The following is a 26,699-nucleotide window of genomic DNA, read 5'->3' on the forward strand; positions in this document are numbered from 1 at the left end:
TCCCGGCTTCCCATGCCAGACAGCGCTGCGCCGATGTTTTAGTTTTTCCGGGCTGCGCGCCGCGGGCACGGACTCGCCGCTGCGTGCGCTTTTTTCTCGTCTTTTACAGCAGGTTATCCCATGCATTTCAGCGAACTGTTGGCCGTTATTTCCACCCATGCGATCCGCCTTCAACAGGAAGATGAAGACTTGGTCATTCTGGGCAGTGACGACGCGCTGGACGATGCGCTGTGGGACAGCCTCGCTGCCCACAAGGCGCAACTGCTGGAGTTGGTTGCCCGGCACAACGGCGACTGGTTGAGCCCGGCCTTTCGCATCACCCCGGACATGTTGCCGCTGGTGACGCTGGATCAAACCAGCCTCGACCGCATCGTCGCGGACGTGCCAGGGGGGGCAGCGAACCTTCAGGACATCTACCCCTTGGCACCTCTGCAGGAGGGCATGCTTTACCTGCATTTGTCCGCCGAGGCGGGCGACCCTTACGTTTCGCAGGCGCGATTCGCCTTTGCCAGCCGTGAGCGCCTGCAGGCCTTCGCCGACGCATTGCAATGGATGATCGGACGCCACGACATTTTGCGCACTTCGTTTATCTGGGAGCGCCTGGACGAACCGCTGCAAGTGGTCCAGCGCAAGGCTTCGTTGCACTGCGAAGAGTTTGAGCCGAGCGGCAGCGATGACGTGCTCGGGCAATTGCTGCGGCGCCACGATCCGCAGCACTTGCGCCTCGATGTTCAGCAGGCGCCGCTGCTGCGCCTGGTGTTTGCCGACGATCCCGCCAATGGCCGCATAGTTGCGTTGTTGCTGTTCCATCACTTGATCATGGACCACCTTGCGCTGGATGTGATACGCCGCGAAGCGCAGGCCTTTCTGCTCGGGCAGAGCGCCCAGGTGGCGGCGCCGGTGCCCTATCGCGATCATCTTGCGCGCGCCAGGCTGGCCGCGAACGAGCCGGCCCATGAGGCGTTTTTCCGCGAGATGCTCGCCGACATCGACGAGCCGACGCTGCCCTGCGGATTGCGGGATGTAAAGGGCGACGGGCATTTGATCGAGGAAGCCTCGCTGATGCTCGACAGCGCCCTGAGTCTCCAATTGCGCGAGCAGGCGCGGCAGTTGGGGGTAAGTGTGGCCAGTGTCATGCACTTGGCGTTGGCGCGGGTTCTCGGCGAATTGTCCGGGCGAACGGCGGTGGTGTTCGGCACCGTACTGCTCGGGCGGATGGCGGCCGGCGAGGGCGGCGAACACGCATTGGGGATGTTCATCAACACCTTGCCGCTGCGGGTCGATGTCGGTGCCGACGATGTGCGCGCCGGCGTGTTGCTGACCCATCGTCGCCTGACCGGGTTGCTCGGCCATGAGCAAGCCTCGCTGGCGCTGGCCCAGCGCTGCAGCGCGGTGGCAGTGCCGACGCCACTGTTCAGCGCGATCCTCAATTACCGTCACAGCAGCGTCGACGAAGTTGCCGAGATCATCGATATCGCCCCGGGTGTGCAGGTATTGGGCGCGCGGGAACGCACCAACTACCCGTTGACCGTCAACATTGACGATTTGGGCGAAGACTTGCGCATCACCGCCCTGGCCGAGGCCAGTCTTGGTGCGCAACGGATCGGCGAGTATCTGCAGACTACATTGCAAGGCCTGGTCGATGCCTTGCAGGCGGCCGCGCCCACTCCGCTGCACAGCATTCGCATCCTGCCGCAAGCCGAGCGCGAACAGCTATTGCACGGCGCCCATGCAACGCTCGCACACTTCCCTGACGTGCCGTTGATCCATCGGCAGTTCGAAACTCACGCGCAGACCCGGCCGGACGCCACCGCGTTGCTATTCGACGAGCAGACCCTCAGCTACGGCGAACTCAATCGCCGCGCCAACCGGGTCGCCCATCACTTGCTGGCGCTGGGAATTCGGCCGGACGATCGTGTGGCGATCTGCGTCGAGCGTGGCCCGCAAATGATCATCGGCTTGCTTGGCGTACTCAAGGCCGGCGCCGCTTATGTGCCGATCGACCCGGCGTATCCGCAAGAGCGAATCGCCTTCACCTTGCAGGACAGCGCGCCGGTCGCGCTGCTGCTGCAAACCGCTACGCGGGCTCGCGTCGGTGCGCTCGACGTGCCGCTGATCGACCTCGACAGTCAGCATCTTCACGCCGAATCCGAAAGCAATCCGCAGGTCGCCGGGTTGACCCCTGCGCATCTGGCTTACGTGATCTACACCTCTGGCTCCACCGGTTTGCCCAAGGGCGTCATGGTCGAGCATCGCAACGTGGCGCGGCTGTTTTGCGCTACGGCGCACTGGTTTCACTTCAATGAGCGCGACGTATGGGCGCTGTTCCACTCGTTCGCCTTCGATTTCTCGGTGTGGGAAATCTGGGGTGCGCTGGCGTTCGGTGGGCAGTTGCTGCTGGTCCCGCAAAGCGTCAGCCGTGCGCCGCAGGAGTGCTATGCGTTGCTGTGCCGCAGCGGCGTGACCGTTCTTAACCAGACACCCAGCGCGTTCCGCCAGTTGATCGACGCGCAGGGCCGCAGTGTGCTGCAGCATTCGCTGCGGGAGGTGATTTTCGGCGGCGAAGCGCTCGAACCGCAGTTGCTGAAACCGTGGTATGCCCGTGTCGGCAACGCCGGTACTCGGTTGGTGAACATGTACGGCATCACCGAAACCACGGTGCACGTGACCTGTCGCCCACTGCAGGCCACCGATGCGCAACGGGTCGGCGTCAGTCCGATCGGGGTGCCAATTCCCGACCTGCAACTGTACCTGCTCGACCCTCAAGGTGAACCGGTGCCGGTCGGTGTGACGGGCGAGTTGTATGTCGGTGGCGCCGGGGTGGCGCGGGGTTATCTGAATCGTGCGCAGCTTACCGCCGAGCGCTTCATTCGCGATCCTTTCAGCAGCGCCGCCGATGCGCGCCTGTACAAAACCGGTGACTTGGCCCGCTGGGCAGCCGACGGTAGTCTCGACTATCTGGGGCGCAACGATGATCAGGTGAAGATCCGCGGTTTTCGCATCGAACTCGGCGAAATTCAAGCGCGTCTGTCGGCCTGCGCCGGCGTGCGCGAAGCTGTGGTCATTGCCCGTGAAGACAGCCCCGGCGATCCGCGACTGGTCGCGTACTGGATCGCTGACGACGGCGAAGAACCGAGCGTGACGCACCTGCGCGACGCGCTGTTGAATTCGCTGGCCGATTATATGGTGCCAAGTGCGTTCGTGCGTCTCGACGCCTTGCCGCTGACCACCAACGGCAAACTTGACCGCAAGGCGTTGCCGCCGCCGGACAGCGAAGCGTATGCGCGACGCGGATTCGAGGCGCCCCAGGGCGCGGTGGAAAGCCTGATTGCCGGCATCTGGCAAAGTTTGCTCGGTGTCGAGCAAGTGGGCCGGCATGAGAACTTTTTCGAGTTGGGCGGGCATTCGCTGCTGGCGGTCAAGCTGGTCGAACGCATGCGCCAGCACGACCTGCACTGCGATGTGCGGGTACTGTTCGGGCAGCCGAGCGTGGCGGCGTTGGCGGCGACCCTTGGTGTGGCGCAGGCTCATGCCGTACCGGCCAATCGCATCGAGCCCGGCTGCACGTCGATCACCCCGGAGCAATTGCCGCTGGCCAACCTCGATCAGGCCGGCATCGACACGGTGCTTGCCAGCGTGCCAGGCGGTGTCGCTAATGTTCAGGACATCTATGCACTGGCGCCATTGCAGGCGGGAATTCTCTATCACCACCTCGCCACGCACAGCGGCGACCCCTACGTGTTGCAGGCGCAGTTCGCGTTCGATGGCCTGGCGCGGATCAAAACCTTTGTGCTTGCCCTGAACCGCGTGATTGTGCGGCACGACATCCTGCGTACCGGCGTGGTCTGGGAGGGCCTGGAGGAACCGGTGCAAGTGGTCTGGCGCGAGGCACCGCTGAACCTTGAGCGGGTGGATGCCGACAGCCTGACCGGGGATGTATTGGAGCAGATGCAGGCACGTTTCGATCCGCGTCACTATCGTCTCGATCTGAAACAGGCGCCGCTGATGCGTTTTGCCTACACCGAAGACCGGGCCAACCAGCGCTGGGTCGGCATCCTGCTGATGCATCACATCATCCTCGACCATACCGCGCTGGACGTGCTCGTGGCGCAAATGAGCGACCTGATGCACGGGCGCACGGAAGATCTGCCGCCAGCGGTGCAATATCGCAACTATGTGGCGCATGCCCGCGCGGGCAGCGATGAAGAGGCGCAAGCGCAATTTTTTCGCGACATGCTCGGCGACATCCATCAACCCACCCTGGCGTTCGGTGTGCAGGACGTGCTCGGCGATGGTAGTGCCGTTGTCGACAGCCAGTTAGCCCTGGACGATGACCTTGGCCGACGTCTGCGCGAGTTGTCCCGGCGCCTCGGTATCAGCATCGCCAGCGTGGTGCATCAAGCCTGGGCGCACGTCCTGGCGCAGGTTTCAGGCCAGCAGGACGTGGTTTTCGGTACCGTGCTGCTCGGGCGCCTGCAAGGCGGCGAGGGCGCTGATCGCGCGTTGGGCATGTTCATCAACACCTTGCCAGTGCGCGTCACTGTCGGCGCCGAATCGGTGCAGGACAGCGTGCGCGCCACCCATCAACGTCTGGCCCAGTTGCTCGGGCATGAGCAGGCTTCACTGGCGCTGGCCCAGCGCTGCAGCGGTGTCGCCGCGACGCTGCCGCTGTTCAGCACGCTGCTCAATTACCGCCACAGTCAGCCAGGCACGGCCACGCCGGCCTGGGACGGCATAGAAATGCTCTGCTCGCGCGAGCGCAGCAATTACCCGTTGGTGGTCAGCGTCGACGACCTCGGTGACGGTTTCCTTCTGAACGTACAGGCGGTGCCGCAGGTGGACGGCGTGCGCGTTTGCGATTACTTGCAAACCGCTTTGCACAGTCTGGTGGACGCTCTCGATGACTCGCCGACGGTGCCGGTGCGGCAGTTGTCGATTGTCTCGCCGGGCGAACGCCAGCAGGTATTGTTCGGTTTCAATGACACCGCGCAGTCATTCCCGCCGGCGCAGACCGTGCAGCGTTTGGTCGAAGCGCAAGCGCTGGCCGATCCCGACGCGTGGGCTGCGGTGCAGGGCGAGCAGCGTTTGAGTTATGCCCAGCTGAATCAGCGCGCCAATCGCCTGTCCCATCACCTGATCGACCTCGGCGTGCAGCCCAATGATCGCATCGCCGTGTGCCTGCGCCGCAGCCCGCAGATGCTCGTGGCATTGCTGGCGATCCTCAAGGCAGGTGGCGCTTATGTGCCGATCGATCCGGCCCATCCTCGCGAGCGCATCGCCTATCTGCTGCAGGACTGCGATCCGCTGGCAGTGCTGGCCGACGCCTCGACCCGTGCGTTGCTCGGCACCGTGCCATTGGTCGATCTGGACAGCGATGGCTGGGCGCATTTGTCCGACGGCAACCCGCGGTTGCCAGCGCTGACTCCGGCCCATCTCGCCTATGTAATTTACACCTCTGGCTCCACCGGCCAACCGAAAGGGGTGATGGTCGAACATTGCACGCTGGAAAACCTCGTGCATTGGCACGCTGAAGCCTTCGATCTTCGCGCCGGCAGCCATACCGCCAGCGTCGCCGGCTTTGGCTTTGACGCCATGGCCTGGGAGGTCTGGCCCGCTCTGTGTGTTGGCGCCACTGTACATCTGCCGCCGGCATCGATAGGCAACGAACACCTTGATGAGTTGCTTGAATGGTGGCGCGCGCAGCCGTTGCAGGTCAGTTTCCTGCCGACGCCGGTAGCGGAATACGCGTTCAGCCGCGGGCTGGGCCATCCGACCTTGCGTACGCTGTTGATCGGCGGCGACAAGCTCAGGCAGTTCCCGGGTGACCAGACCTTTGAGGTGATAAACAACTACGGACCGACCGAAGCCACGGTGGTCGCAACGTCCGGGCGCATCGAGCCTGGGCAGGGGTTGCACATCGGTCGACCGATCGCCAATGCCAACGTCTATTTGCTCGACAGTCAGCAACAACCGGTACCGGTCGGCGTCCAGGGTGAGCTGTATGTCGGCGGTGCCGGCGTCGCTCGCGGTTACCTGAATCGCCCGGCGCTGACCGCCGAACTGTTCCTCGAAGATCCGTTCAGCGATAAACCGCACGGGCGCATGTACCGCACCGGTGACCTTGCCCGTTGGCGGGCGGACGGCGCGCTCGAGTATCTGGGGCGCAATGACGATCAGGTCAAACTGCGCGGTGTGCGCATCGAACCCGGCGAAATCGAAGCCGCGCTCAGTGCGCACAGTGCCGTCCAGGACGTGGTGGTGCTGGTGCGGGACGGGCGACTGCTGGCGTGGTTCAGCGAGCGCGGCGCGGTCGATATTGCCGACTTGCGTCGCCACTTGCAGAGCCGACTGCCCGAAGCGCTGATCCCCGCCGCTTATGTCCGGGTCGAGGCGTTGCCGTTGACCGCCAACGGCAAGATTGACCGCAAGGCCTTGCCTGAGCCGGATCACGGCGCTTGGCTCAGCTATGAATACGCAGCGCCGCAAGGTCCGCTGGAACAGGCGTTGGCGCAGATCTGGAGCGATCTGCTCAAGGTCGAACAGGTCGGGCGCCATGATAATTTCTTCGAACTCGGTGGGCATTCGCTGCTCGCCGTGAGCCTGATCGAGCGCCTGCGTCAGCGCGGTCTGAGCGCCGATGTGCGTGTGCTGTTCAGTCAGCCGACCCTCGCCGCGCTGGCGGCAACGCTGGGCAGTGGCCGCGAAATCGACGTGCCAGCCAATCGCATTGCGCATGACTGCCGTCACATCACCGCGGACATGTTGAGCTTGAGCGAGCTGGATCAGGCCAGTGTCGAGCGCATCGTCGCCAGCGTGCCGGGCGGTGCGGCCAATGTGCAGGACATTTACCCGCTGGCGCCGTTGCAGGAGGGCATTCTCTATCACCACCTCAGCGCCGGCCAAGGCGATCCGTATCTGCTGCAATCGAGCCTGGCCTTTGCCAACATCGACCGTCTGTATGCCTTCGTCAATGCCTTGCAAGGGGCCATCGAGCGGCACGATATTTTGCGCACCAGCGTGGTCTGGGAGGGGGTGCGCAGTCCGCAGCAAGTGGTCTGGCGACGTGCGCCGTTAGCGGTGGATGGCGTGACGCTGGACGCCGCCGACGGTGACGTGCTCGCCCAGCTGCAAGCGCGTTTTGCCGCCCGGCAATGGCGGCTCGATCTCGGCCAGGCGCCGCTGATGCGGCTGGTGTATGCCGATGATCCCGTGCACGAGCGAGTCGTGGCCATGCTGCTGTTCCATCATATCGCCCTTGATCACACCGCCCTGGAGGTGGTGCGTCAGGAGATGCAGGCCAGCCTGCTCGGCGACTCTCAGCCACTGCCGGCGCCAGCGCCGTACCGCAACTACGTGGCGCAGGCACGGCACGGCGTCAGCGAGCAGGAGCACGAAACGTTCTTCCGCGAAATGCTCGGCGATATTGATGAGCCAACCTTGCCGTTCGGTTTGCGTGAAATCGACGGTGATGGCCGCGATATTGAAGCGTATGTCAGTGCAATGTCACTTGAGTTGAGCCAGCGCTTGCGGGCGCAGGCGCGCCGCGTCGGGGTAAGCGCCGCCAGCCTGTTTCACCTTGCGTGGGCGCAGGTGCTGGCGGCCACGGCGGGGCAGCCATGCGTGGTGTTCGGCACGGTGTTGCTCGGTCGCATGCAGAGCGGCGCGGGCGCTGATCGAGCACTGGGTATGTTCATCAATACCTTGCCGTTGCGCGTCGAAGTGAACGAGCACAGCGTCAGCACAGCAGTGCGCGCTGTGCATCAACGGCTGGCCGCGCTGCTCGGTCACGAACACGCCTCACTGGCGCTGGCCCAGCGTTGCAGTGCTGTCGCAGCGCCGTCGCCGCTGTTCAGTTCGGTGCTCAATTATCGTCACAGCGCCGCGCGCCAGTCCGATGAATCAGCGTGGCAGGGGATCGAATTTCTAACGCATGAAGGGCACAGCCATTACCCGCTGACGCTGAGCATCAACGACCTGGGCGAAGGTTTCGATCTGTCGGTGCTGACGCGCCCCGAGGTCGGTGCGCAACAGGTCTGCGACCTGATGCACAGCGCGCTGGCGGTGCTGGTGTCGGCGCTGGAGCACAACCCGCAGCAGGCGCTGAATCGACTGTCGATCCTGCCGCCGTGTGAGCGCGAACGTGTGCTCATGCAGTTCAACGCCAGCGCGGCGGCTTTCCCGCCAGCGCAAACCGTGCACCGACTCTTCGAAGCGCAGGTCTTGCTCAACCCTCAGGCGGTGGCGGTGCAAGCAGGCGAGCAGCAACTGACCTATGCGCAGCTCAATCAACAGGCCAATCGCCTTGCGCACTATCTGCTCAAGCTGGGTGTCAGGCCCGACGCGCGGGTGGCGATTTGCACCCGGCGTGACCCGCACATGCTGCTGGCCATGCTGGCGGTGCTCAAGGCTGGCGCAGCCTATGTACCGATCGACCCGGCGCATCCGGCCGAGCGCATCGCTTACCTGCTGGCCGACAGTGCACCGCTGGCCCTGCTGGTCTCTGGCGTGGCGCTGGGCGCGGTGGCGGTGCCGGTGATTGACCTGGGTGATGAGCATTGGCTTGACCTGCCTCAACAGAATCCTGAGGGCGACGGTTTGACCCCACAGAATCTTGCCTACGTGATTTACACCTCCGGCTCCACCGGCCAGCCCAAGGGCGTGATGGTCGAACACCGTACCCTGGAAAACCTCGTGCACTGGCACGCCGCAGCCTTCGATTTGCACGCCGGCAGTCATACCGCCAGTGTCGCCGGTTTCGGCTTTGACGCCATGGCCTGGGAGGTCTGGCCGGCCTTGTGTGTGGGCGCGACCCTGCATTTGCCGCCGGCATCGATCGGCAATGAACACCTCGATGAGTTGCTCGAATGGTGGCGGGCGCAGCCGTTGCAGGTCAGTTTCCTGCCGACGCCGGTGGCTGAATACGCGTTCAGCCGCGGGCTGAGCCACCCGACCTTGCGCACGCTGTTGATCGGCGGCGACAAGCTCAGGCACTTCCCACGCAATCAGACCTTCGACGTGATAAACAACTACGGGCCCACCGAAGCCACGGTGGTGGCGACGTCGGGTCGTATCGATGCGGCGCAGGCGTTGCACATCGGTCGGCCGATCGCCAATGCCAGGGTGTATGTCCTCGACGCACAACAGAACCCATTGCCCGTAGGGGTCAAGGGTGAGTTGTACGTCGCCGGCGCCGGCGTGGCCAGGGGATACCTGAACCGCGATGAATTGACCGCCGAACGGTTCAGCGCCGACCCGTTCAGCGCCGACCCGTTCAGCGCCGAGCCCGGCGCGCGCATGTATCGCACGGGCGACCTGGTGCGTTGGCGCGCCGACGGCACTCTGGAGTATCTGGGGCGAAACGACGACCAGGTCAAACTGCGTGGCGTGCGCGTGGAGCTCGGCGAAATCGAAGCGGCGCTGGTCAGTTATCCGGCGCTGCGGGACGCCGTGGCACAGGTGCGTGACGGTCAATTACTGGCCTGGTTCACCGCGCGCGATTCGTTGCAACTCGACGACCTGCGCCAGCATCTGCAATCGCGCTTACCGCAAGCCTTGCTGCCGGCGGCCTACATGCAGCTGGAGGCCTTGCCGCTGACGGCCAATGGCAAACTTGACCGCAACGCCTTGCCGGACCCGGATCAAAGCGCATGGCTGAGCCGCACGTACGAAGCGCCGCAAGGCGCGGTGGAAATCGCGCTGGCTCAGATCTGGAGCGATGTGCTCAAGGTCGAACAGGTCAGCCGGCACGATAACTTCTTCGAACTGGGCGGCCACTCGTTGCTCGCCGTCAGCGTCATTGAGCGTATGCGCCAGATCGATCTGAGCACTGACGTGCGCGTACTGTTCAACCAGCCGACATTGACAGCGCTGGCGGCGGCCGTGGGTAGCGGCCGCGAAATCGAAGTGCCGGCCAACGGCATCGCGGCGAACTGTGCTCACATCACGCCAGGCATGCTCAGCCTGCTGGAACTGGATCAGGCCAGCATCGAACGCATCGTCGCCACGGTGCCGGGCGGCGCGGCCAATGTGCAGGACATTTACCCGCTGGCGCCGTTGCAGGAAGGCATTCTTTATCATCACATCACCGCCAGGCAACACGATCCGTACGTGCTGCAGTCGCGTCTGATGTTCACCAGTGTCGAGCGCGTCGAGGCCTTCGCCAGCGCGTTGCGTCAGGTCATGGCGCGCCACGACATCCTGCGCACGGCGATCGTCTGGCAGGGCCTGGCCGCGCCGGTGCAAGTGGTGTGGCGCGAGGCTGAATTGCCGGTGGAAGAAGTCACGATCGAGCAACTGTCGACGCGTTCGCTGGATTTGGGTCAAGCCCCGCTGATCCGCTTGTTGTACGCCCGCGATCCGGCCTCTGAGCAAGTGGCCGGCGTGCTGTTGTTCCATCACATCGCCCTCGACCACACGGCGCTGGAAGTCGTGCGCGAAGAAATGCAGCTCAGCCTATGTGGCGAACAGCGCCCCCTGCCGCCAGCGGTGCCGTACCGCAACTATGTGGCGCAGGCGCGGTTGGGCATCAGTGAGGCGGAGCACGAAGGGTTTTTCCGCGACATGCTCGGTGATATCGATGAGCCAACCCTGCCGTTCGGTCTGCATGAGGTCAATGCCGAGGCGGGTACTTACGCGGAAGCTGGGCTGGCACTGCCCGACGCGCTGGCGCAACGGCTGCGCAGTCAGGCGCGACAGAGGGGCATCAGCGTCGCCAGCGTGTTTCATCTGGCTTGGGCACGGGTGCTGGGCGCCACCTCCGGGCAGGAGCGCGTGGTGTTCGGCACTGTGCTGATGGGTCGCATGCAGGGCGGGGCGGGCGCGGATCGCGGACTGGGGATGTTCATCAACACCTTGCCGCTGCGCGTCGATCTCGGCGCACAAACCGTGCAGGCGGCGCTTGCGGCCACGCATGGGCAACTCACCGGGCTGTTGGCGCATGAGCACGCTTCGCTGGCGCTGGCCCAGCGTTGCAGCCGGATCGCGGCACCGGCGCCGCTGTTCAGTGCGATGCTCAACTACCGACACGGCAGCGCAGCGCCCGCACAAGCGCATCCGGCGTGGCGAGGCATCGAAACCTTGCACAGCGAGGAGCGCACCAACTATCCGTTGACTCTCAACGTCGATGACCTCGGCACAGGTTTCAGGCTCACCGCAATCACCTCGGCCGAGGTCGGTGCGTTGCGCCTCTGCACGTATATGGAAACTGCATTGCACGGGTTGGTCGACGCGCTGGAGCAGACGCCGCAGCAACCGATCGATCAGGTGCCGGTGTTGCCAGATGCCGAGCGCCAGCGCTTGCTGTTCGACTTCAACGCTACGGCCGTCGCTTACAATCTGCAGCAAACCTTGCACGGCCTGTTCGAGGCTCAGGTGCTGCGCACCCCGCATGCAGTCGCGGTGCAAATCGCTGGTCAGCGCTTGGACTTCCAGCAACTCAACGAGCACGCCAACCGCCTGGCCCATCATCTTATCCAGCTTGGAGTCCAGGCGGATTCACGGGTGGCGATCTGCGTCGAGCGCAGTGTCGCCATGGTCGTCGGCTTGCTGGCGATCCTCAAGGCGGGCGGCGGTTATGTTCCGCTCGACCCGGACTACCCGGTTGAACGCATCGCGTACATGCTCGACGACAGTGCGCCGGTGGCGGTGCTGGTGCAAGGCAGCACGGCGACGCTGGCCGGCACGCTGACGGTGCCGGCGATCAATCTGGAGGAACAGATCTGGGGTGATTTGCCGGCGACCAATCCGCAGATCAACGGCCTGACGTCGGCGCATCTGGCCTATGTCATCTACACCTCCGGCTCCACCGGTCAGCCCAAAGGTGTGGCCAACGAGCACAGCGCGGTGGTCAACCGTTTGTTGTGGATGCAGGACGCCTACGCGCTGACGCCGGCGGATACGGTGTTGCAGAAGACCCCGTTCAGTTTCGACGTGTCTGTGTGGGAGTTCTTCTGGCCGTTGATGACCGGTGCGCGCCTGCTGCTGGCGCGCCCTGGCGGGCACAAGGAGCCGGCCTACCTGAGTGAGCTGATCGAGCGCGAACATGTCACCACGGCACATTTTGTCCCATCGATGCTTGACGTGTTTCTTGCCCACGGCCAAATCGAGCGCTGTGCCGCACTGCGTCAAGTGATGAGCAGCGGCGAGGCGTTGCCCGGCAGTCTGGTGCGGCGGTTCAAACAGCAGTTGCCGGCCAGCCAGTTGCATAACCTGTACGGTCCGACCGAAGCAGCGGTGGACGTCACCGCGTGGAACTGCGCCGGGCCGTTGCTGGACACCCCGGACAACACGCCGATCGGCAAACCCATCGCCAACACGCGGATGTATATCCTCAACGCGCAGCAACAACCAGTGCCGCAAGGTGTGGTCGGCGAGCTGTACATCGGTGGCGTCCAGGTGGCGCGCGGTTATCTGAACCGCGCCGAGCTCAGCGCCGAACGGTTCCTGCGTGACCCGTTCAATCAGCAGGCGCAAGCGCGCATGTACCGTACCGGCGATATCGCTCGCTATCGCGCCGACGGCAATATCGAATACCTGGGTCGCAATGACGATCAGGTCAAGATTCGCGGCCTGCGCATCGAGCTGGGTGAAATTCAGGCGTGCCTGTCCAGGATCGACGGCGTGCAGGAAGCGGCAGTGCTGGCCCGTGAAGACGTGCCAGGCAACAAACGCCTGGTGGCGTACTACACCGGTTCGCGTCTGGACATCGACATCCTGCGCGCCGCATTGCTGCATGCGCTGCCGGATTACATGGTCCCTGCGACCTACATCCATCTGGAGCGTTTGCCGCTCAGCCCCAACGGCAAACTCGACCGCAAGGCCTTGCCCGCGCCGAATCAGGACGCGTTTGTCAGCCGTCCTTACGAGGCCCCGGTCGGCGCGGTGGAAATCACCTTGGCGCGGCTGTGGTGCGAGTTGCTCAACGTCGAACGGATCGGCCGTCACGACCACTTTTTCGAGCTGGGCGGGCATTCGTTGCTGGCGGTGAGTCTGGTCGGCCGTCTGCAACAGGAAGGCATGGAGGCTGATGTGCGGGCGTTGTTCGAACAACCGACGCTGGCCGGCTACGCCGCAATCACGGAAAGAATGGAGATCGTCCTGTGAACCTGAATCCTTTATTGGCGACACTCAAAGCCCGAGACATCCAGTTGACGGTCACGGACGACCAGTTGCGCGTCAATGGCAACAAGCAGGCCCTGGGCGATCCGGCGTTACTGGCGTCGTTGCGCGAACACAAGGCGGCGCTGATCGAACTGATCAAGGCAGGCGAGTATTCAGCCGCCCGCAACGGACAGGTCGAGGTGCCGGCTAATGGCATTGAGGCCGGTTGCACTTACATCACCCCGGCGATGCTGACCCTGACGCAACTGAGCCAGGACGCCCTGGATCAACTGTGCGAAGGCATCCCCGGCGGGGCGGCCAACGTGCAGGACATCTACCCACTGACACCGTTGCAGGAAGGCATTCTCTACCACCACGTCAGCGCGCAGCACGGCGACCCGTACGTGATGCAGGCGCAATTTGCGTTCAGCGGGCCGCAACGTTTGCAGGCGTTCGCCGATGCCTTGCAAACGGTCATCGATCGCCACGACATCTTGCGCACGGCGGTGGTCTGGGAAGGCCTCGACACGCCCTTGCAAGTGGTCATGCGCGATGCGCGCCTACCCTTGGAAGAAGTGGTGCTGGAGGCCGATGGCGGCGATGCGCTGGCACAGTTGCACGCACGCTTCGACGCCCGGCAGTTCCGTCTTGACGTAACCTGCGCGCCGCTGCTGCGCCTGGTGCATGCCTGGGATGCGTGCGAGCAACGCATCGTCGCGATGCTGTTGTTCCACCACATGGCGATGGACCACTCGGCACTGGCGGTGGTCAGTGAGGAGCTGCAGGCCTGCCTGTGCGGGTATGCCGCGCGATTGGGCCCGCCCGTGCCGTTTCGCAATTACGTGGCGCAGGCGCGATTGGGCATCAGCGAGGAGGAACACGAAGCGTTCTTCCGCGACATGCTCGCTGACATCGACGAACCCACCTTGCCGTACGGCCTGCAAGGCGTGCATGGCGACGGCAGCGACATTGTCGAATCCAGCCAGGCGCTCGACTCGCAACTGGACCAACGCTTGCGAGCACAGGCACGACGGCAGGGGGTGAGCGTCGCAAGCCTGTTCCACCTGGGTTGGGGCCAGGTGCTGAGCGCCCTGACCGGGCAAACGAGCGTGGTCTTCGGCACCGTATTGATGGGGCGCATGCACAACGCCGAAGGCACCGAACGCGCGCTGGGCATCTTCATCAATACCTTGCCGCTGCGGGTCGACATTGCAGCGCTGGCCGTCAGCGAGGCGATCAAGGCCACCCACGCGCGGCTGACCACGCTGATGCGCCACGAGCATGCGCCGCTGGCACTGGCGCAGCGCTGCAGTGGGGTGGTTGCCTCGTCGCCGTTGTTCAGCACGCTGCTCAACTATCGCCACAGTGCCTCCAGCGCCAATGCCAGCGCCGAAGCACTCGCCGCCTGGGACGGCATCAGTGTGCTGCGTTCGCAAGAGCGCACCAACTACCCGCTGACGCTGAGCATCGACGACTTCGGCGACCGCTTCAGCCTCACGTTACTGGCCACCAGCGCTGTTGATGGTGAGCGTCTCTGCGCCTATCTGGTGCGCGCGGTGGAGCAGTTGCTGTCGACGCTCGAACACGCGCCGGACACCCCGGTGAGTCAATTGTCGGTGCTGCCGACCGCCGAGCGTGAACAGGTGCTGTGTGGGTTCAATGCCAGCCAGGTCGATTACCCGCCGGCGCAGCCCATTCATCAGCGTTTCGAAGCACAGGTGCTGGCGCGTCCGGACGCGCTGGCTGCGGTGCATCTGGGTGAGTCGCTGACTTTTGCCGAGTTGAATCAAAGGTCCAACGCCCTGGCGCATCAATTGATCGCTCTGGGCGTGCAACCTGACGACCGGGTCGCCATCGTCGCCAGGCGCGGGCTGGACGCAGTGGTCGGGTTGCTGGCGATCCTCAAGGCCGGCGCCGGTTACGTGCCGGTCGATCCCGCGCACCCGGCTGAACGTCTGCTGCATCTGCTGCGCGACAGTGCGCCCGTCGCCGTATTAACCAGCGCTGATCTGCGCGAACGTCTGCCGGGACTGGCAGTGCACATGCTGGACCTGGACCCGCGCACCTGGCCGCTGGGCAGCACCCGTAACCCGCAACGGGCGGATCTCGATGTCACGCATTTGGCTTACGTGATCTATACCTCCGGCTCGACCGGTTTGCCCAAGGGCGTAATGGTCGAGCACCGTACCCTGTCGAACCTGGTCGACTGGCACTGCGCCGCCTTTGACCTGTGTGCCGGCCGCCACACCTCGAGCCTCGCCGGCTTCGGCTTCGATGCCATGGCCTGGGAAGTCTGGCCAGCGCTGTGTGCGGGCGCCACGCTGCACATCGCCCCGGCGCATGACGGCAGCGAAGACATCGGCGCCTTGCTTGACTGGTGGCGCGCGCAGCCCCTGGATGTGAGTTTCCTGCCCACGCCAGTGGCGGAATACGCATTCAGCCAACAGTTGGAACACCCGACGTTGCGCACGCTACTGGTCGGCGGCGACCGGTTGCGCCAGTTTTCGCGTAACCAGCGTTTCGACGTGATCAACAATTACGGCCCGACCGAAACCACGGTGGTCGCCACTTCCGGGCGCATCGACTGCGGTGATGCGTTGCACATCGGCAAGCCGGTGAGCAATGCCACGGTCTATCTGCTCGATAAGCAACAGCGCCCGGTAGCGATTGGCGCGGTCGGCGAGTTGTACATCGGCGGTACTGGCGTAGCCCGGGGCTACTTGAACCAGCCGCAGCTGACGGCCGAACGCTTCCTGCGCGATCCCTTCAGCCGCGCGGCACAGGCGCGCATGTACCGCTCCGGCGACCTTGCGCGCTGGCGCGGCGACGGCACGCTCGAGTATTTGGGGCGCAATGACGATCAGGTGAAAATTCGCGGCGTGCGTATCGAACCGCGGGAAATCGAGAACCGCCTGAATCAATTGCCCGGGATTCAGGAATCGGTAGTGCTGGTGCGCGAGGATCAGCCGGGGCAGCCGCGGCTGGTGGCGTATTTCACCGAACAGACGCAGGTGCAGGCGCTGGCCGTGGCCGAACTGCGCACGCTGCTGCTGACCCAACTGCCGGAATACATGGTGCCGTCCGCCTTCGTCAAACTCGACGGATTACCGCTGACCGCCAACGGCAAACTCGACCGCAAGGTTCTGCCGAAACCCGAGCGCTCGGCATTGTTCGCCCGAGAATATGCCGCGCCGCAAGGCGAAGTGGAAAACGCGCTGGCCGACATCTGGGCCGACGTGCTGCAGGTCGAGCGGGTAGGGCGCGAGGATCATTTCTTCGAATTGGGCGGGCATTCGCTGCTGGCCATGCGCATGGTCGCGCAGGTCAGACAGCGACTGGGTGTCGAGCTGGCGCTCGGTGATCTGTTCGCCAACGCCGAACTGGCGGCGGTGGCGCAGGTATTGACCGAGGCCGGGCGCTGCACGCAACCGCCGATACTGCCGGTGCCCCGTGAAACGGCGCTGCCACTGTCGTTTTCGCAGCAGCGTTTCTGGTTTCTGGCGCAGATGGAGGGTGCCAACACCGCCTATAACATTCCGATTGCCCTGCGCCTGCGCGGTGCCCTGGACGACAATGCCCTGCAACGGGCGCTGGCGCGCATCGTCGCGCGCCACGAAACATTGCGCAGCCGCTTCGCGCCGCTGGATGGCAACGCTCAGGTGTTGATCGCGCCGGTCGACAGCGGCCTGCTGTTGCGCGTCGAGGATCTGCGCCAGCACCCACAGGCGCAAGAGGCGTTGCAGGCGCTGATCCAGGGCGAGGCTTCGGGGCCGTTCGATCTGCTTGACGATCCGCTGATTCGCGGACGTCTGGTACGTCTGGCCGATGATCACCATGTGCTGCTGCTCACCTTGCACCACATCATCTCAGACGGTTGGTCAATGGGCGTGCTCACCCGCGAACTGATGGCGCTGTATCAGGCGTTCAGTCGGGGCGAAGACGATCCGTTGCCGGCGTTGACCCTGCAATACAGTGATTACGCGGTGTGGCAGCGGCGTTGGTTGAGCGGCGAGGTGTTGCAGCGTCAGAGCGAATACTGGCAACGCACCTTGCGCGATGTGCCGGCCCTGCTGACCCTGCCCACGGATCGGCCGCGACCGGCGCAGCAGGATTACGCCGGCAGCAGCATTGCGCTGCAACTGGATGAGCGCTTGAGCGCCGGGCTCAAGGCCTTGAGTCAGCGCCATGGCGTGACGTTATACATGACGCTGCTCAGCGCATGGGCGCTGCTGCTCGGGCGTCTGGCCGGGCAGACTGACGTGGTCATCGGTTCGCCGGTGGCCAACCGCACTCGGGCAGAAGTCGAGGCAATGATTGGCCTGTTCGTCAACACCCTGGCACTGCGCATCGACACCGGCGGCGAGTTGACCGGCGAAGCGCTGCTGGCGCGGGTCAAGGCGCTGACAGTCGAAGCTCAGGCGCATCAGGACCTGCCGTTCGAGCAAGTGGTGGAAATTACTCGGCCAGTGCGCAGCCTGGCGCACAGTCCGCTGTTCCAGACCATGTTCAACTGGCGCAACGGCAACGGCCCGGCACTGGCCTTGGGTGATTTGACGCTGGAAGCCGTGGCCGAACCCAGTCACTTTGCCAAGTTCGATCTGACCCTGACCCTCGGCGACACTGCCGAGGGCATTGGCGGCTGGCTTGAATACGCCACGGCGCTGTTCGATGAAACCTCGGTGCAGCGCTTTGCCGGTTACTTGCAGCAACTGCTGCAGGCCATGGTCAGCAACGACCAGGCGCTGCTCGCCCATGTGCCGCTGGTGCAGGACGAGGAGCGCCAGCGCTTGCTGGTTGATTTCAATGCGACCGAACGCGAATACCCACAGAGCGACACGGTACAGCGTGTGTTCGAAGCCCTGGCCTTGCAACAACCCCACGCCGTCGCAGCGCTGCATGGCGAGCAGACCCTGAGCTATGCGCAGTTGAACCATAGGGCCAATCGGCTGGCACATTATCTGCTCAGCAATGGCGTAAAAGCCGGCGATGCGGTGGCGCTTCTGTTGCCGCGCTCACTGGACTTGCTGCTCGCGCAATTGGCTATCGGCAAATGCGCGGCCGCCTGGGTGCCGCTGGATATTCACGCGCCGAGCGAGCGCCAGGCGTTCATGGTCGAGGATTGCCAGGCGTCTGTGCTGCTGACCCATAGCACATCCACCCTGGACTTTGCCGTACGGCGCATCGATCTCGATCTGTTACAGCTTGACACTCAACCCAATCACAACCCGGATCTGCCGCAGTCGGCACAAACGCTGGCGTACATCATGTACACCTCAGGCTCCACCGGCATGCCCAAAGGCGTGATGGTGCCGCACCGGGCGATCACGCGGCTGGTGATCAACAACGGCTACGCCGACTTCAATCGGCAGGATTGCGTGGCATTCGCCTCCAACCCGGCGTTCGACGCGAGCACCATGGACGTCTGGGGCGCATTGCTCAATGGCGCGCGGGTGGCGATCATCGACCATGCCACCTTGCTCGAGCCGCAGGCGTTCGGCGACGAGCTGAAACGCAGCGGCGCGAGCATCCTGTTCGTGACCACGGCACTGTTCAACCAATATGTACAGCTGATTCCCGACGCCCTGAAGGGCTTGCGTATCCTGCTTTGCGGCGGCGAACGCGGTGATCCGGCGGCGTTTCGCAAGTTGCGCGCCGAGGCACCTGATCTGCGTCTGGTGCACTGCTATGGCCCGACGGAAACCACCACATACGCCACTGCATTTGCAGTACAGAGCGTCGCCGAAGAGGCCGACAGCGTGTCAATCGGCGGGCCGATTTCCAACACTCAGGTGTATGTGCTCGATGCCTGTCAGCAACCGGTGCCGTTCGGCGTCACCGGTGAGTTGTACATCGGCGGGCAGGGCGTTGCCCTGGGTTATCTGAACCGTCCCGAGCTGACGGCGCAGAAATTCCTCCACGACCCGTTCAGCAGCAGGCCCGATGCAACCATGTACCGCACCGGCGACCTGGTGCGCTGGCTGGCGCCGGGGCAGCTCGAGTGCATCGGCCGCAATGACGACCAAGTGAAGGTTCGCGGCTTTCGCATTGAACTGGGCGAGATCGAAAACCGTCTGCTCAGTTGCCCGGGCGTCAAAGAGGCGGTGGTGCTGGCACGGCAAGACGGCAAGCAGACACGTTTGGTGGCTTATTTCACCGCTGACGATGCCGACCTGCAAAGCGCCACGCTGCGCGCCTTGTTGCAGGCACGGCTACCGGAATACATGGTGCCTTCGGCGTGGGTGCGTCTTGAGGTGTTGCCGCTGAACAACAACGGCAAGGTCGACCGCAAGGCCCTGCCGGCACCGACCCAGGCGGCAATGCTCAACCGTGTGTACGAGGCGCCGGGCAATCCCATGGAAACCCGTCTGGCCGAGTTGTGGAGCGAAATCCTTCAGGTCGAACGGGTCGGGCGTCATGACAACTTCTTCGAGCTGGGCGGGCATTCGTTGTTGGCGGTGCGGCTGGTCAACCAGATGCAGCAAACCGGTCTGTCGATGACCTTGGCCGAGCTGTTCCAGCACCCGAGCATTGAAGCGGCGGCTGCGCTGCTCGGTGAACGAGACGGTGTCATCGAGCAGGAACCGGGACTGACCGTGGTTCGCGCAGGCGATCGCGGTACGCCATTGTTTCTGGTCCATGAATTCAGCGGCCGCGACCTGTATTTCCCGGCGTTGGGCCGGCACATCGGCGGCGATTTCCCGATCTACGGTCTGCCCGGTATCGACTTCGGCCAGACGCAATTACGCACCCTTGAATGCCTGGCGACGCGCATGGTCAAGATCATTCGTGGCAGACAACCCCACGGGCCCTTTCGATTGGCAGGCTGGTCGTTTGGCGGGGTGCTGGCTTACGAAGTCGCTCAGCAACTGTTGGGCCAGGACGAAGTCGTCGAGTTTATCGGACTGATCGACAGCTATGTGCCGCGCCTGGCCGATCCGCACAAGGCCCGCTGGAGCGATCCTCACGTGCACAAGCGCCAACTGCTCTTGCATTGCACCGCGCACTGGATCGGCCTTGGCGACGACGGCCAGCGCGGGCTGACGGCGCTGGCAGTGTTGCAAAGCGAGGTGCAAGCACTGACGTTCGCCGAACTGCTCGAACGCTGCCAGCGCCAGCAATTGCTCCATCCCGAGTTGGCGGCAGCCTCGGCGGAGGATACCTGGCACTACATCGATCGCGAGGTGGCGCACGGGCATGCGCTGGCGCATTACCGGGTCAATCCGCTGCCGTTGCCAGTGCACGTGTTCCGCGCGCAGCAACGCTCGACGGCGATGGCGCAGCTCAGCCCGACCCTGGGCTGGGCGCAGGAGTTGCCGGATGCCGAGTTGTGCTGCATCGACGTGCCCGGCGATCACCAAAGCATGATGAAAGCCCCGCACATTCAAGCGCTGGGCCTGGCAATGAGCCAGGCACTGGAAGGGGCGCAGGCCCCGGCAGCGCCTGTGTATCAACCGCTGGTCACCCTTCAGACCGGCGATAGCGCACGAGCTCCGATCTTTTGCGTGCCGGGTGCCGGCGACAGCGTCACCGGCTTCATTCATCTGACCGAGGCCATCGGCCCCGATTGGCCAGTCCACGGCCTGCAACCGCGCGGGCTGGAAGGCGGCGCTGTGCCGCATAGTGAGGTCGAGGCAGCGGCGCGTTTTTATCGGCGGGCAATTGAGCAACTCTATCCGCAAGGCCCGCTGCACCTGATCGGGCATTCTTTCGGCGGCTGGGTCGTCCATGCCATGGCCGCGCAATTCCAGGCGGATGGACGCGAAGTGGCGTCGTTGACCCTGATCGACAGCGAATCACCCGGCGGCAATGGGGTGGTTGGCAAGCCGTACACCGCGACCGCTGCGCTACAGCGGCTGATCGAGGCGCTGCAACTGTCGGCCGGCACTTCGCTGGGCATCGATGCTGAGGTATTCGCCGTCGCCGATGACGCCATGCAACTGCGTCTGTTGCACGAGGGCATGGTGCGTGCGGGCGTGCTGTCGGCGCGGTCGTCGCCGCAGTCTTTACTCGGTTCGACGCGCACCTTCGCCAGCGCCTTGCGCACGGTTTATCAACCGCGTCAGCGCTATAGCGGCCCGGTGCGATTGGCGCTGGCGCAGGATCCGACGCTGGACGCTGCCGGCAATCAGCGCGAGCAGGCGGCTATGGTCGAAGGCTGGCGGCGTGAGGTGAATGATCTGACGGTGTGGCGCGGGCCTGGCAATCATTTCACCCTGCTCAGGGCCCCCAATGTGTTCAGTTTCGCGGCATGGTGGCACGAGGGGCTGAAGCAGCCGGCCAGTGCAATGCTCTCCTGATTGACGTGTACGTCTTGCAGCCCGGTCGCTGGCCGGGCTCAACCCTTAACGGATTTGTGGTCATCTATGGAAAAGTCGAAGTTGCGCAAAGTCGCTCTGGGTGTGGTGGTGACGGCCATGGCCGGCTTGTTGCTTTACGCGGTGCAAGCGCCGGCGCAAGCGCCACAGTATCTGACCGCCACGGTGGAGCGCGGTGACATCGAGAACGCAGTGCTCGCGACCGGGCTGCTCGAAGGCATCAAGCAGGTCGATGTCGGTGCGCAGGTGTCGGGTCAATTGAAATCGCTGAAGGTCAAGGTCGGTGACAAGGTGAAGAAGGGGCAGTGGCTGGCGGAAATCGATCCGCTGGTGTTGCAGAACACGTTGCGTCAGGCCCAGGTCGACGAAGAAAACCTGCAAGCCCAAAAGCGCGCGACCCAGGCGCAATTGCGCCAGACCAAGGCGCTGTTCGAGCGTTACCGGAACTTGCAGGAGGACGCTTCGATCTCCCGCCAGGATTTCGAAACCGCACAATCGAATTACGAAGTGCAGCAGGCCAACCTGCTGTCCCTGGACGCGCAGATCAAGAGTGCGCATATCCAGATCGACACCGCCAAGGTCAATCTGGCGTACACGCGGATTATTGCGCCGATTGATGGCGATGTGGTCGGCATCGTCACACAGGAAGGCCAGACTGTCATCGCTAACCAGTTGGCGCCTATCCTGCTCAAGCTGGCCGATCTGGACACCATGACCGTCAAGGCGCAAGTGTCAGAAGCGGATGTGATTCACATCGCGCCGGGGCAGGAGGTGTATTTCACCATTCTTGGCGAAGACAAACGCTATTACGGCAAGCTGCGCGGCACTGAGCCGGCACCGCAGAATTTCCTCGAAACCCCGCCGGCCGGTACTGCGAAGCAAAACACGGCGGTGTTTTACAACGCACTGTTTGAGGTGCCCAACCCGGATCATCGCCTGCGCATTTCCATGACCGCGCAGGTGCGGGTGGTGCTCGACACGGCCAAATCAGTGCTGACCATTCCGGTGGCGGCGCTGGGAGCGCGCAACAACGACGGCAGTTTTGCGGTGCGCGTGCTCGATGCCAGGGGCCAGGCCCAGGCGCGCGTTGTCCGGGTCGGGATCAACAACAACGTCAAAGTTCAAATCAACGACGGATTGGTTGAAGGCGATCGGGTGGTGATCGGTGACCCGGTATCCGCTGTGGCGGGGGCCTGATCATGGCCCAAGCCCTGCTGCAACTGAGCGGCATCACTCGCAGCTTCACTGCGGGTGACCGCGAATTCCTTGCGCTGAACGCTATTGACCTGACGATCCATGCCGGGGAAATGATCGCGATCATCGGCGCCTCCGGCTCCGGAAAATCGACCCTGATGAACATCCTGGGCTGCCTTGATTACGCCACCGCCGGCAGCTACAAGATCAACGGCCGCGAAACCCGTGATCTTGACAGCGAGGCGCTGGCGGAACTGCGTCGCGACTACTTCGGTTTCATCTTTCAGCGTTATCACTTGCTGCCGCACCTGAGCGCCATGCACAACGTCGAGATCCCGGCGATTTACGCCGGAACCCCAGAGCCGCAACGCCATGCCCGCGCCCGCGAATTGTTGGCGCGGCTTGGCCTGCAGGGGCACCTGACGCACCGGCCCAGCCAGCTCTCCGGCGGCCAGCAGCAGCGCGTGAGTATTGCCCGCGCCTTGATGAACGGCGGTGAAGTCATTCTCGCCGACGAGCCGACCGGTGCGCTTGACACCACCAGTGGCAAGGAAGTCATGCACATTCTGCAGGAGCTGCACGCCGCCGGGCACACGGTGATTCTGGTGACCCATGACCCGAAAGTCGCGGCCAATGCCGAGCGCATCATTGAAGTCAGCGATGGCGAAATCCTCAGCGACCGCCGCAACGTACGTTGTAGTGAAGCGCCGGCGAGCGACGATCGGGTGGCGCCACAAGCAACCGCAGCACGACGTCTGGTCGCCAGCCTCGGGTTGTTCAAGGAAGCATTCAACATGGCCTGGGTCGCGTTGATTTCGCATCGCATGCGTACTTTGCTGACCATGCTTGGTATCGTCATCGGCATCACCTCGGTGGTCTCGATCTCGGCGATCGGCGAGGGCGCCAAACGTTATGTGCTCAAGGATATTCAGGCGATCGGCAGCAACACCATCGATATCTATTCCGGGACCAGTTTCGGCGACAGCCGTTCCGCCGCGATCGAAACCCTGGTGCCCGCCGATGTCGCGGCGCTCAATCAGCTGTATTACGTCGATAGCGCGACGCCGGTGGTCGGACGCAATCTGCTGTTGCGTTACCGCAACATCGACGTCGATGCCCAGGTGAACGGCGTCAGCGATCTGTATTTTCAGGTGCGCGGGATCAAAATGGCAGCGGGGATTCATTTCAGCGAAAGCGATGCGCGGCGTCAGGCCCAGGTGGTTGTCATCGATCACAAGACCCGTCAGCGTCTGTTTGGCGAGCAGGTCGATCCGCTGGGGCAGGTGATCCTTATCGGTAATCTGCCGTGCACCGTGATTGGTGTGGCAGCGCAGAACAAGAACCTGTTCGCCGCGAGCAAATCACTCAACGTTTGGGTGCCCTACGAAACCGCTGCCGGACGTCTGTTGGGCCAGCGCTATCTGGACAGCATCAGTGTGCGTATCAAGGACGGTCAGCCGAGCAAAGTGGTGGAAGACAACGTCAACAAGCTGATGCTGCAGCGCCACGGCACCAAGGACTTTTTCACCAACAACCTCGACAGCATTATGCAGACCGTACAGAAAACCAGCCGCTCGCTGGCACTGCTGCTGTCTCTGATCGCGGTGATTTCGCTGGTGGTCGGCGGCATCGGCGTGATGAACATCATGCTCGTCTCCGTAACCGAGCGTACCCGCGAGATTGGTATCCGCATGGCGGTCGGCGCGCGGCAGTCGGACATTCGTCAGCAGTTTCTGGTGGAAGCGGTGATGGTCTGTCTGCTCGGCGGCGCCATCGGTATTTCCCTGTCGTATGCCATCGGCCATCTGTTCTCGGTGTTCATCAAGGAATGGGAAATGGTGTTTTCAATGGGCTCGGTGCTGACGGCGGTGTTCTGTTCGACCCTCATCGGCGTGGTGTTCGGCTTCGTGCCCGCGCGCAACGCTTCGCGGCTGGATCCGATCGAAGCGTTGGCACGGGATTGACGTCGCGGTGTCAGGCCGCGGGGGAGGCGGCACTGTTCTGTGGCGAATACATCCACTTCATCAACGAATGCCGGCCGCTGATGCCCAGCTTGATCGCCGCGCGCTTGAGATAGCTTTCCACGGTGTTGACCTTCAACTGTAACTGCCCAGCCAGTTCAGGCGCCGTGTGCCCGGCGAGCAGGCCGACGCACACTTCGCTTTCGCGGTTCGACAGCTTCAACCCCAGTTGCTGCAAACGCTCGTTGAAACGCAGGCGTAGAATGTCGAGCCCAGTGGTTTCGGCGATCGACGCCAGACCTGGCGGACCCATCTCTAGCGGCTGCAGCGCGTTGATGTGTTTTTCCACCATAGGCAGCAGCACCGGGGAGATGTCCTGCAACAGGCTGCGCTCCTGAGCCGAAAACCGTTCCGACTGATCGTTGCGGTACACCGAAATCACGTAACGGTAACCGTCCTTGCGCCGGGTCAGGTGCAGCTGCGCAGCGTCGGCGGTGGTCGACGAGGGCTCGGGCTGCCGCCTGTCGCTGTGTTCGCTGAAGAGGGTATCGGCTCGCAGCGCTGCGTCTTTCAATGGCTCGGGCTCACAGCGCGGCGTCACCGGTTCGACGCGCATCTGCCGGATATGCGTGGCGTCCACCGCCAGTTGGGCGCGGATCAGATCATGCAGCATGCGTGGGAAGTGGCGGCTACCGGTGCTGGCGATGACCTTGCCGATGTGCGGAAACAGGTTTGAGTTCATGTCTTCATCCTTGAATAACAAAGGGGTGGCGCGTGTCCCTGCAGCTGCGGCGAAAAGCTTCTTGACCGGCAAAAGCGCTGCGGGCATGAATCCTATCCTAGTACAACGTTTCGATTTGCGTTTAATCAAACGCACAGGCGGGGGCCGCAATGAAGCTACCGCTCTGCAGTCTCTGAATTCAGGGACTTTCCTGTAGGGTTTTCTTGCCGGCCTGGCCTGTTTTCCATCTGTAGAACAAGTGTTCCGATGGCCACCAATGCCGCACCTTCAATATTCACCATATCCGTCCGGTAATCGACCACGTGTACCCGTTCGAACAAGCGCGCGAGGCATACGAGCACCTGGCTCGCGGTCCATTCGGCAAGATGGTGATCAAGGTCAGTTAAGTGCAAAGAAAACCCGGCCATGGCCGGGTTTTGTTCTCCATCAACCTTTCTTCGAGTTGATGGTCGATCCCTGAAAACAGGTCCTCTTCCAGGCGATGAAAGGTCACATAAATTTTTGAATTTTCTCCAGTTTTCCTCTTATCCGCCAATGTCCGGGATTTTCGAACCAAGCTCCGAGGCATCCGCTCGTACTTATAACGTCTTCGCACCTCAACCTGATCATCGCAGATGACGGGGCGACGACCTGTATCAGTACCTTTGAGTGACTGCTGGAGTTCAGGCAATGTGTGAATTTATCGTTCAACCCGCTTCTTCCCCAGAACTTCTGGAACTGCTGACCGGCAGCGAAAGCGAGCGTGTCAGTGGCGCCGGCAGTGTTTTTTGCCCGAGCTCGCGTCCGGACACTGTCCCGGGTGTGGCTGAGGCCAAGAACATCATCAAACCGAGCATGACCGTCAGCGCAATCCGCCTGCGTGACAGCCGGCTCGAATGCGTAAAGGCGCGCTGGGGATGGTCACCCGTCTGGACGATGGGAACGATGCCGCCACGCACTCACTTGCCCTTGCACCTGGTGATGCGTTCGCGGGTTTTCGACCGCATCCGCCGTGAAGGGCGGGTGCTGGTAGCGGTGGACGGCTGGTACGATATCCCTGCGGCCACGCCTTCTAACCAGAACCCATCCTTGAGCTACACGACCTCCCGGCAGTCGTCGCCGATGTTCCTTGCCGCTCTCGCCCAGATCAGTGAAAAGCCGTGCGGCTGCGATGGCCTGGTCTTGATGACCTGCGGTGACCCCGCCAGCGCCCAACAGCGCCTTCTGGCGTTCAATGCGCAGAATGCGCTCGGATGGTTGGAGCCTGACCTGCAGTGGGAGCAAGCGATGCAGATGACTGCGCACATGGCCGTGGATGAACCGCAACTGGAACATGTACTGACCTCCCCACGCGTGCTTCAAGGCGCAACGTGGCGCCGGGTTGACGCAGCGCGTCGCAGATGAGCGCCG

Annotated in this window: 6 protein-coding genes and 1 pseudogene; 6 read left to right on the forward strand and 1 reads right to left on the reverse strand. The window is 63.3% G+C overall.

Translation table 11 applies throughout. The features are described from left to right. Window positions 1-120 precede the first annotated feature (120 nt). The 4 genes from ACLH0H_RS23025 (at window position 121) to ACLH0H_RS23040 (ending at window position 24,571) form a co-directional block, all read left to right on the forward strand. On the forward strand, window positions 121-13,101 hold the full coding sequence (locus ACLH0H_RS23025) for an amino acid adenylation domain-containing protein (RefSeq protein WP_411379767.1): 12,981 nt from the start codon (window positions 121-123) through the stop codon (window positions 13,099-13,101). After that, window positions 13,098-21,395 carry an amino acid adenylation domain-containing protein gene (locus ACLH0H_RS23030; RefSeq protein ID WP_411379768.1) on the forward strand — a complete coding sequence of 2,766 codons (8,298 nt, stop codon included), beginning with the start codon at window positions 13,098-13,100 and terminating at the stop codon, window positions 21,393-21,395. The genes ACLH0H_RS23025 and ACLH0H_RS23030 overlap by 4 nt, the downstream gene beginning before the upstream one ends. A 66-nt stretch (window positions 21,396-21,461) precedes the next feature. Further along, on the forward strand, window positions 21,462-22,610 hold the full coding sequence (macA, locus tag ACLH0H_RS23035; protein WP_411379769.1) for a macrolide transporter subunit MacA: 1,149 nt from the start codon (window positions 21,462-21,464) through the stop codon (window positions 22,608-22,610). Between the two features lie 2 nt (window positions 22,611-22,612). Continuing rightward, window positions 22,613-24,571 (forward strand): MacB family efflux pump subunit, encoded by a 1,959-nt coding sequence (locus ACLH0H_RS23040; protein WP_411379770.1) that lies wholly within the window; start codon window positions 22,613-22,615, stop codon window positions 24,569-24,571. 10 nt (window positions 24,572-24,581) lie between these two features. Here ACLH0H_RS23040 and ACLH0H_RS23045 read toward each other — a convergent pair whose 3' ends face one another. Next, window positions 24,582-25,310: a helix-turn-helix transcriptional regulator gene (locus ACLH0H_RS23045; RefSeq protein WP_411379771.1), complete on the reverse strand. Its 729-nt coding sequence runs from the start codon at window positions 25,308-25,310 to the stop codon at window positions 24,582-24,584. A 269-nt stretch (window positions 25,311-25,579) separates the two neighbouring features. Here ACLH0H_RS23045 and ACLH0H_RS23050 point away from each other — a divergent pair. Together ACLH0H_RS23050 and ACLH0H_RS23055 are read left to right on the forward strand one after the other, a co-directional pair. Continuing rightward, window positions 25,580-25,696: pseudogene (locus tag ACLH0H_RS23050) on the forward strand (zinc-binding dehydrogenase); the annotation flags it as partial. A 283-nt stretch (window positions 25,697-25,979) separates the two neighbouring features. Then, on the forward strand, window positions 25,980-26,693 hold the full coding sequence (locus ACLH0H_RS23055) for an SOS response-associated peptidase family protein (protein ID WP_411379772.1): 714 nt from the start codon (window positions 25,980-25,982) through the stop codon (window positions 26,691-26,693). Window positions 26,694-26,699 lie beyond the last annotated feature (6 nt).

This window comes from Pseudomonas sp. MPB26, from assembly GCF_046605355.1.
GTDB classification, from domain to species: Bacteria; Pseudomonadota; Gammaproteobacteria; order Pseudomonadales; family Pseudomonadaceae; genus Aquipseudomonas; species Aquipseudomonas cedrina.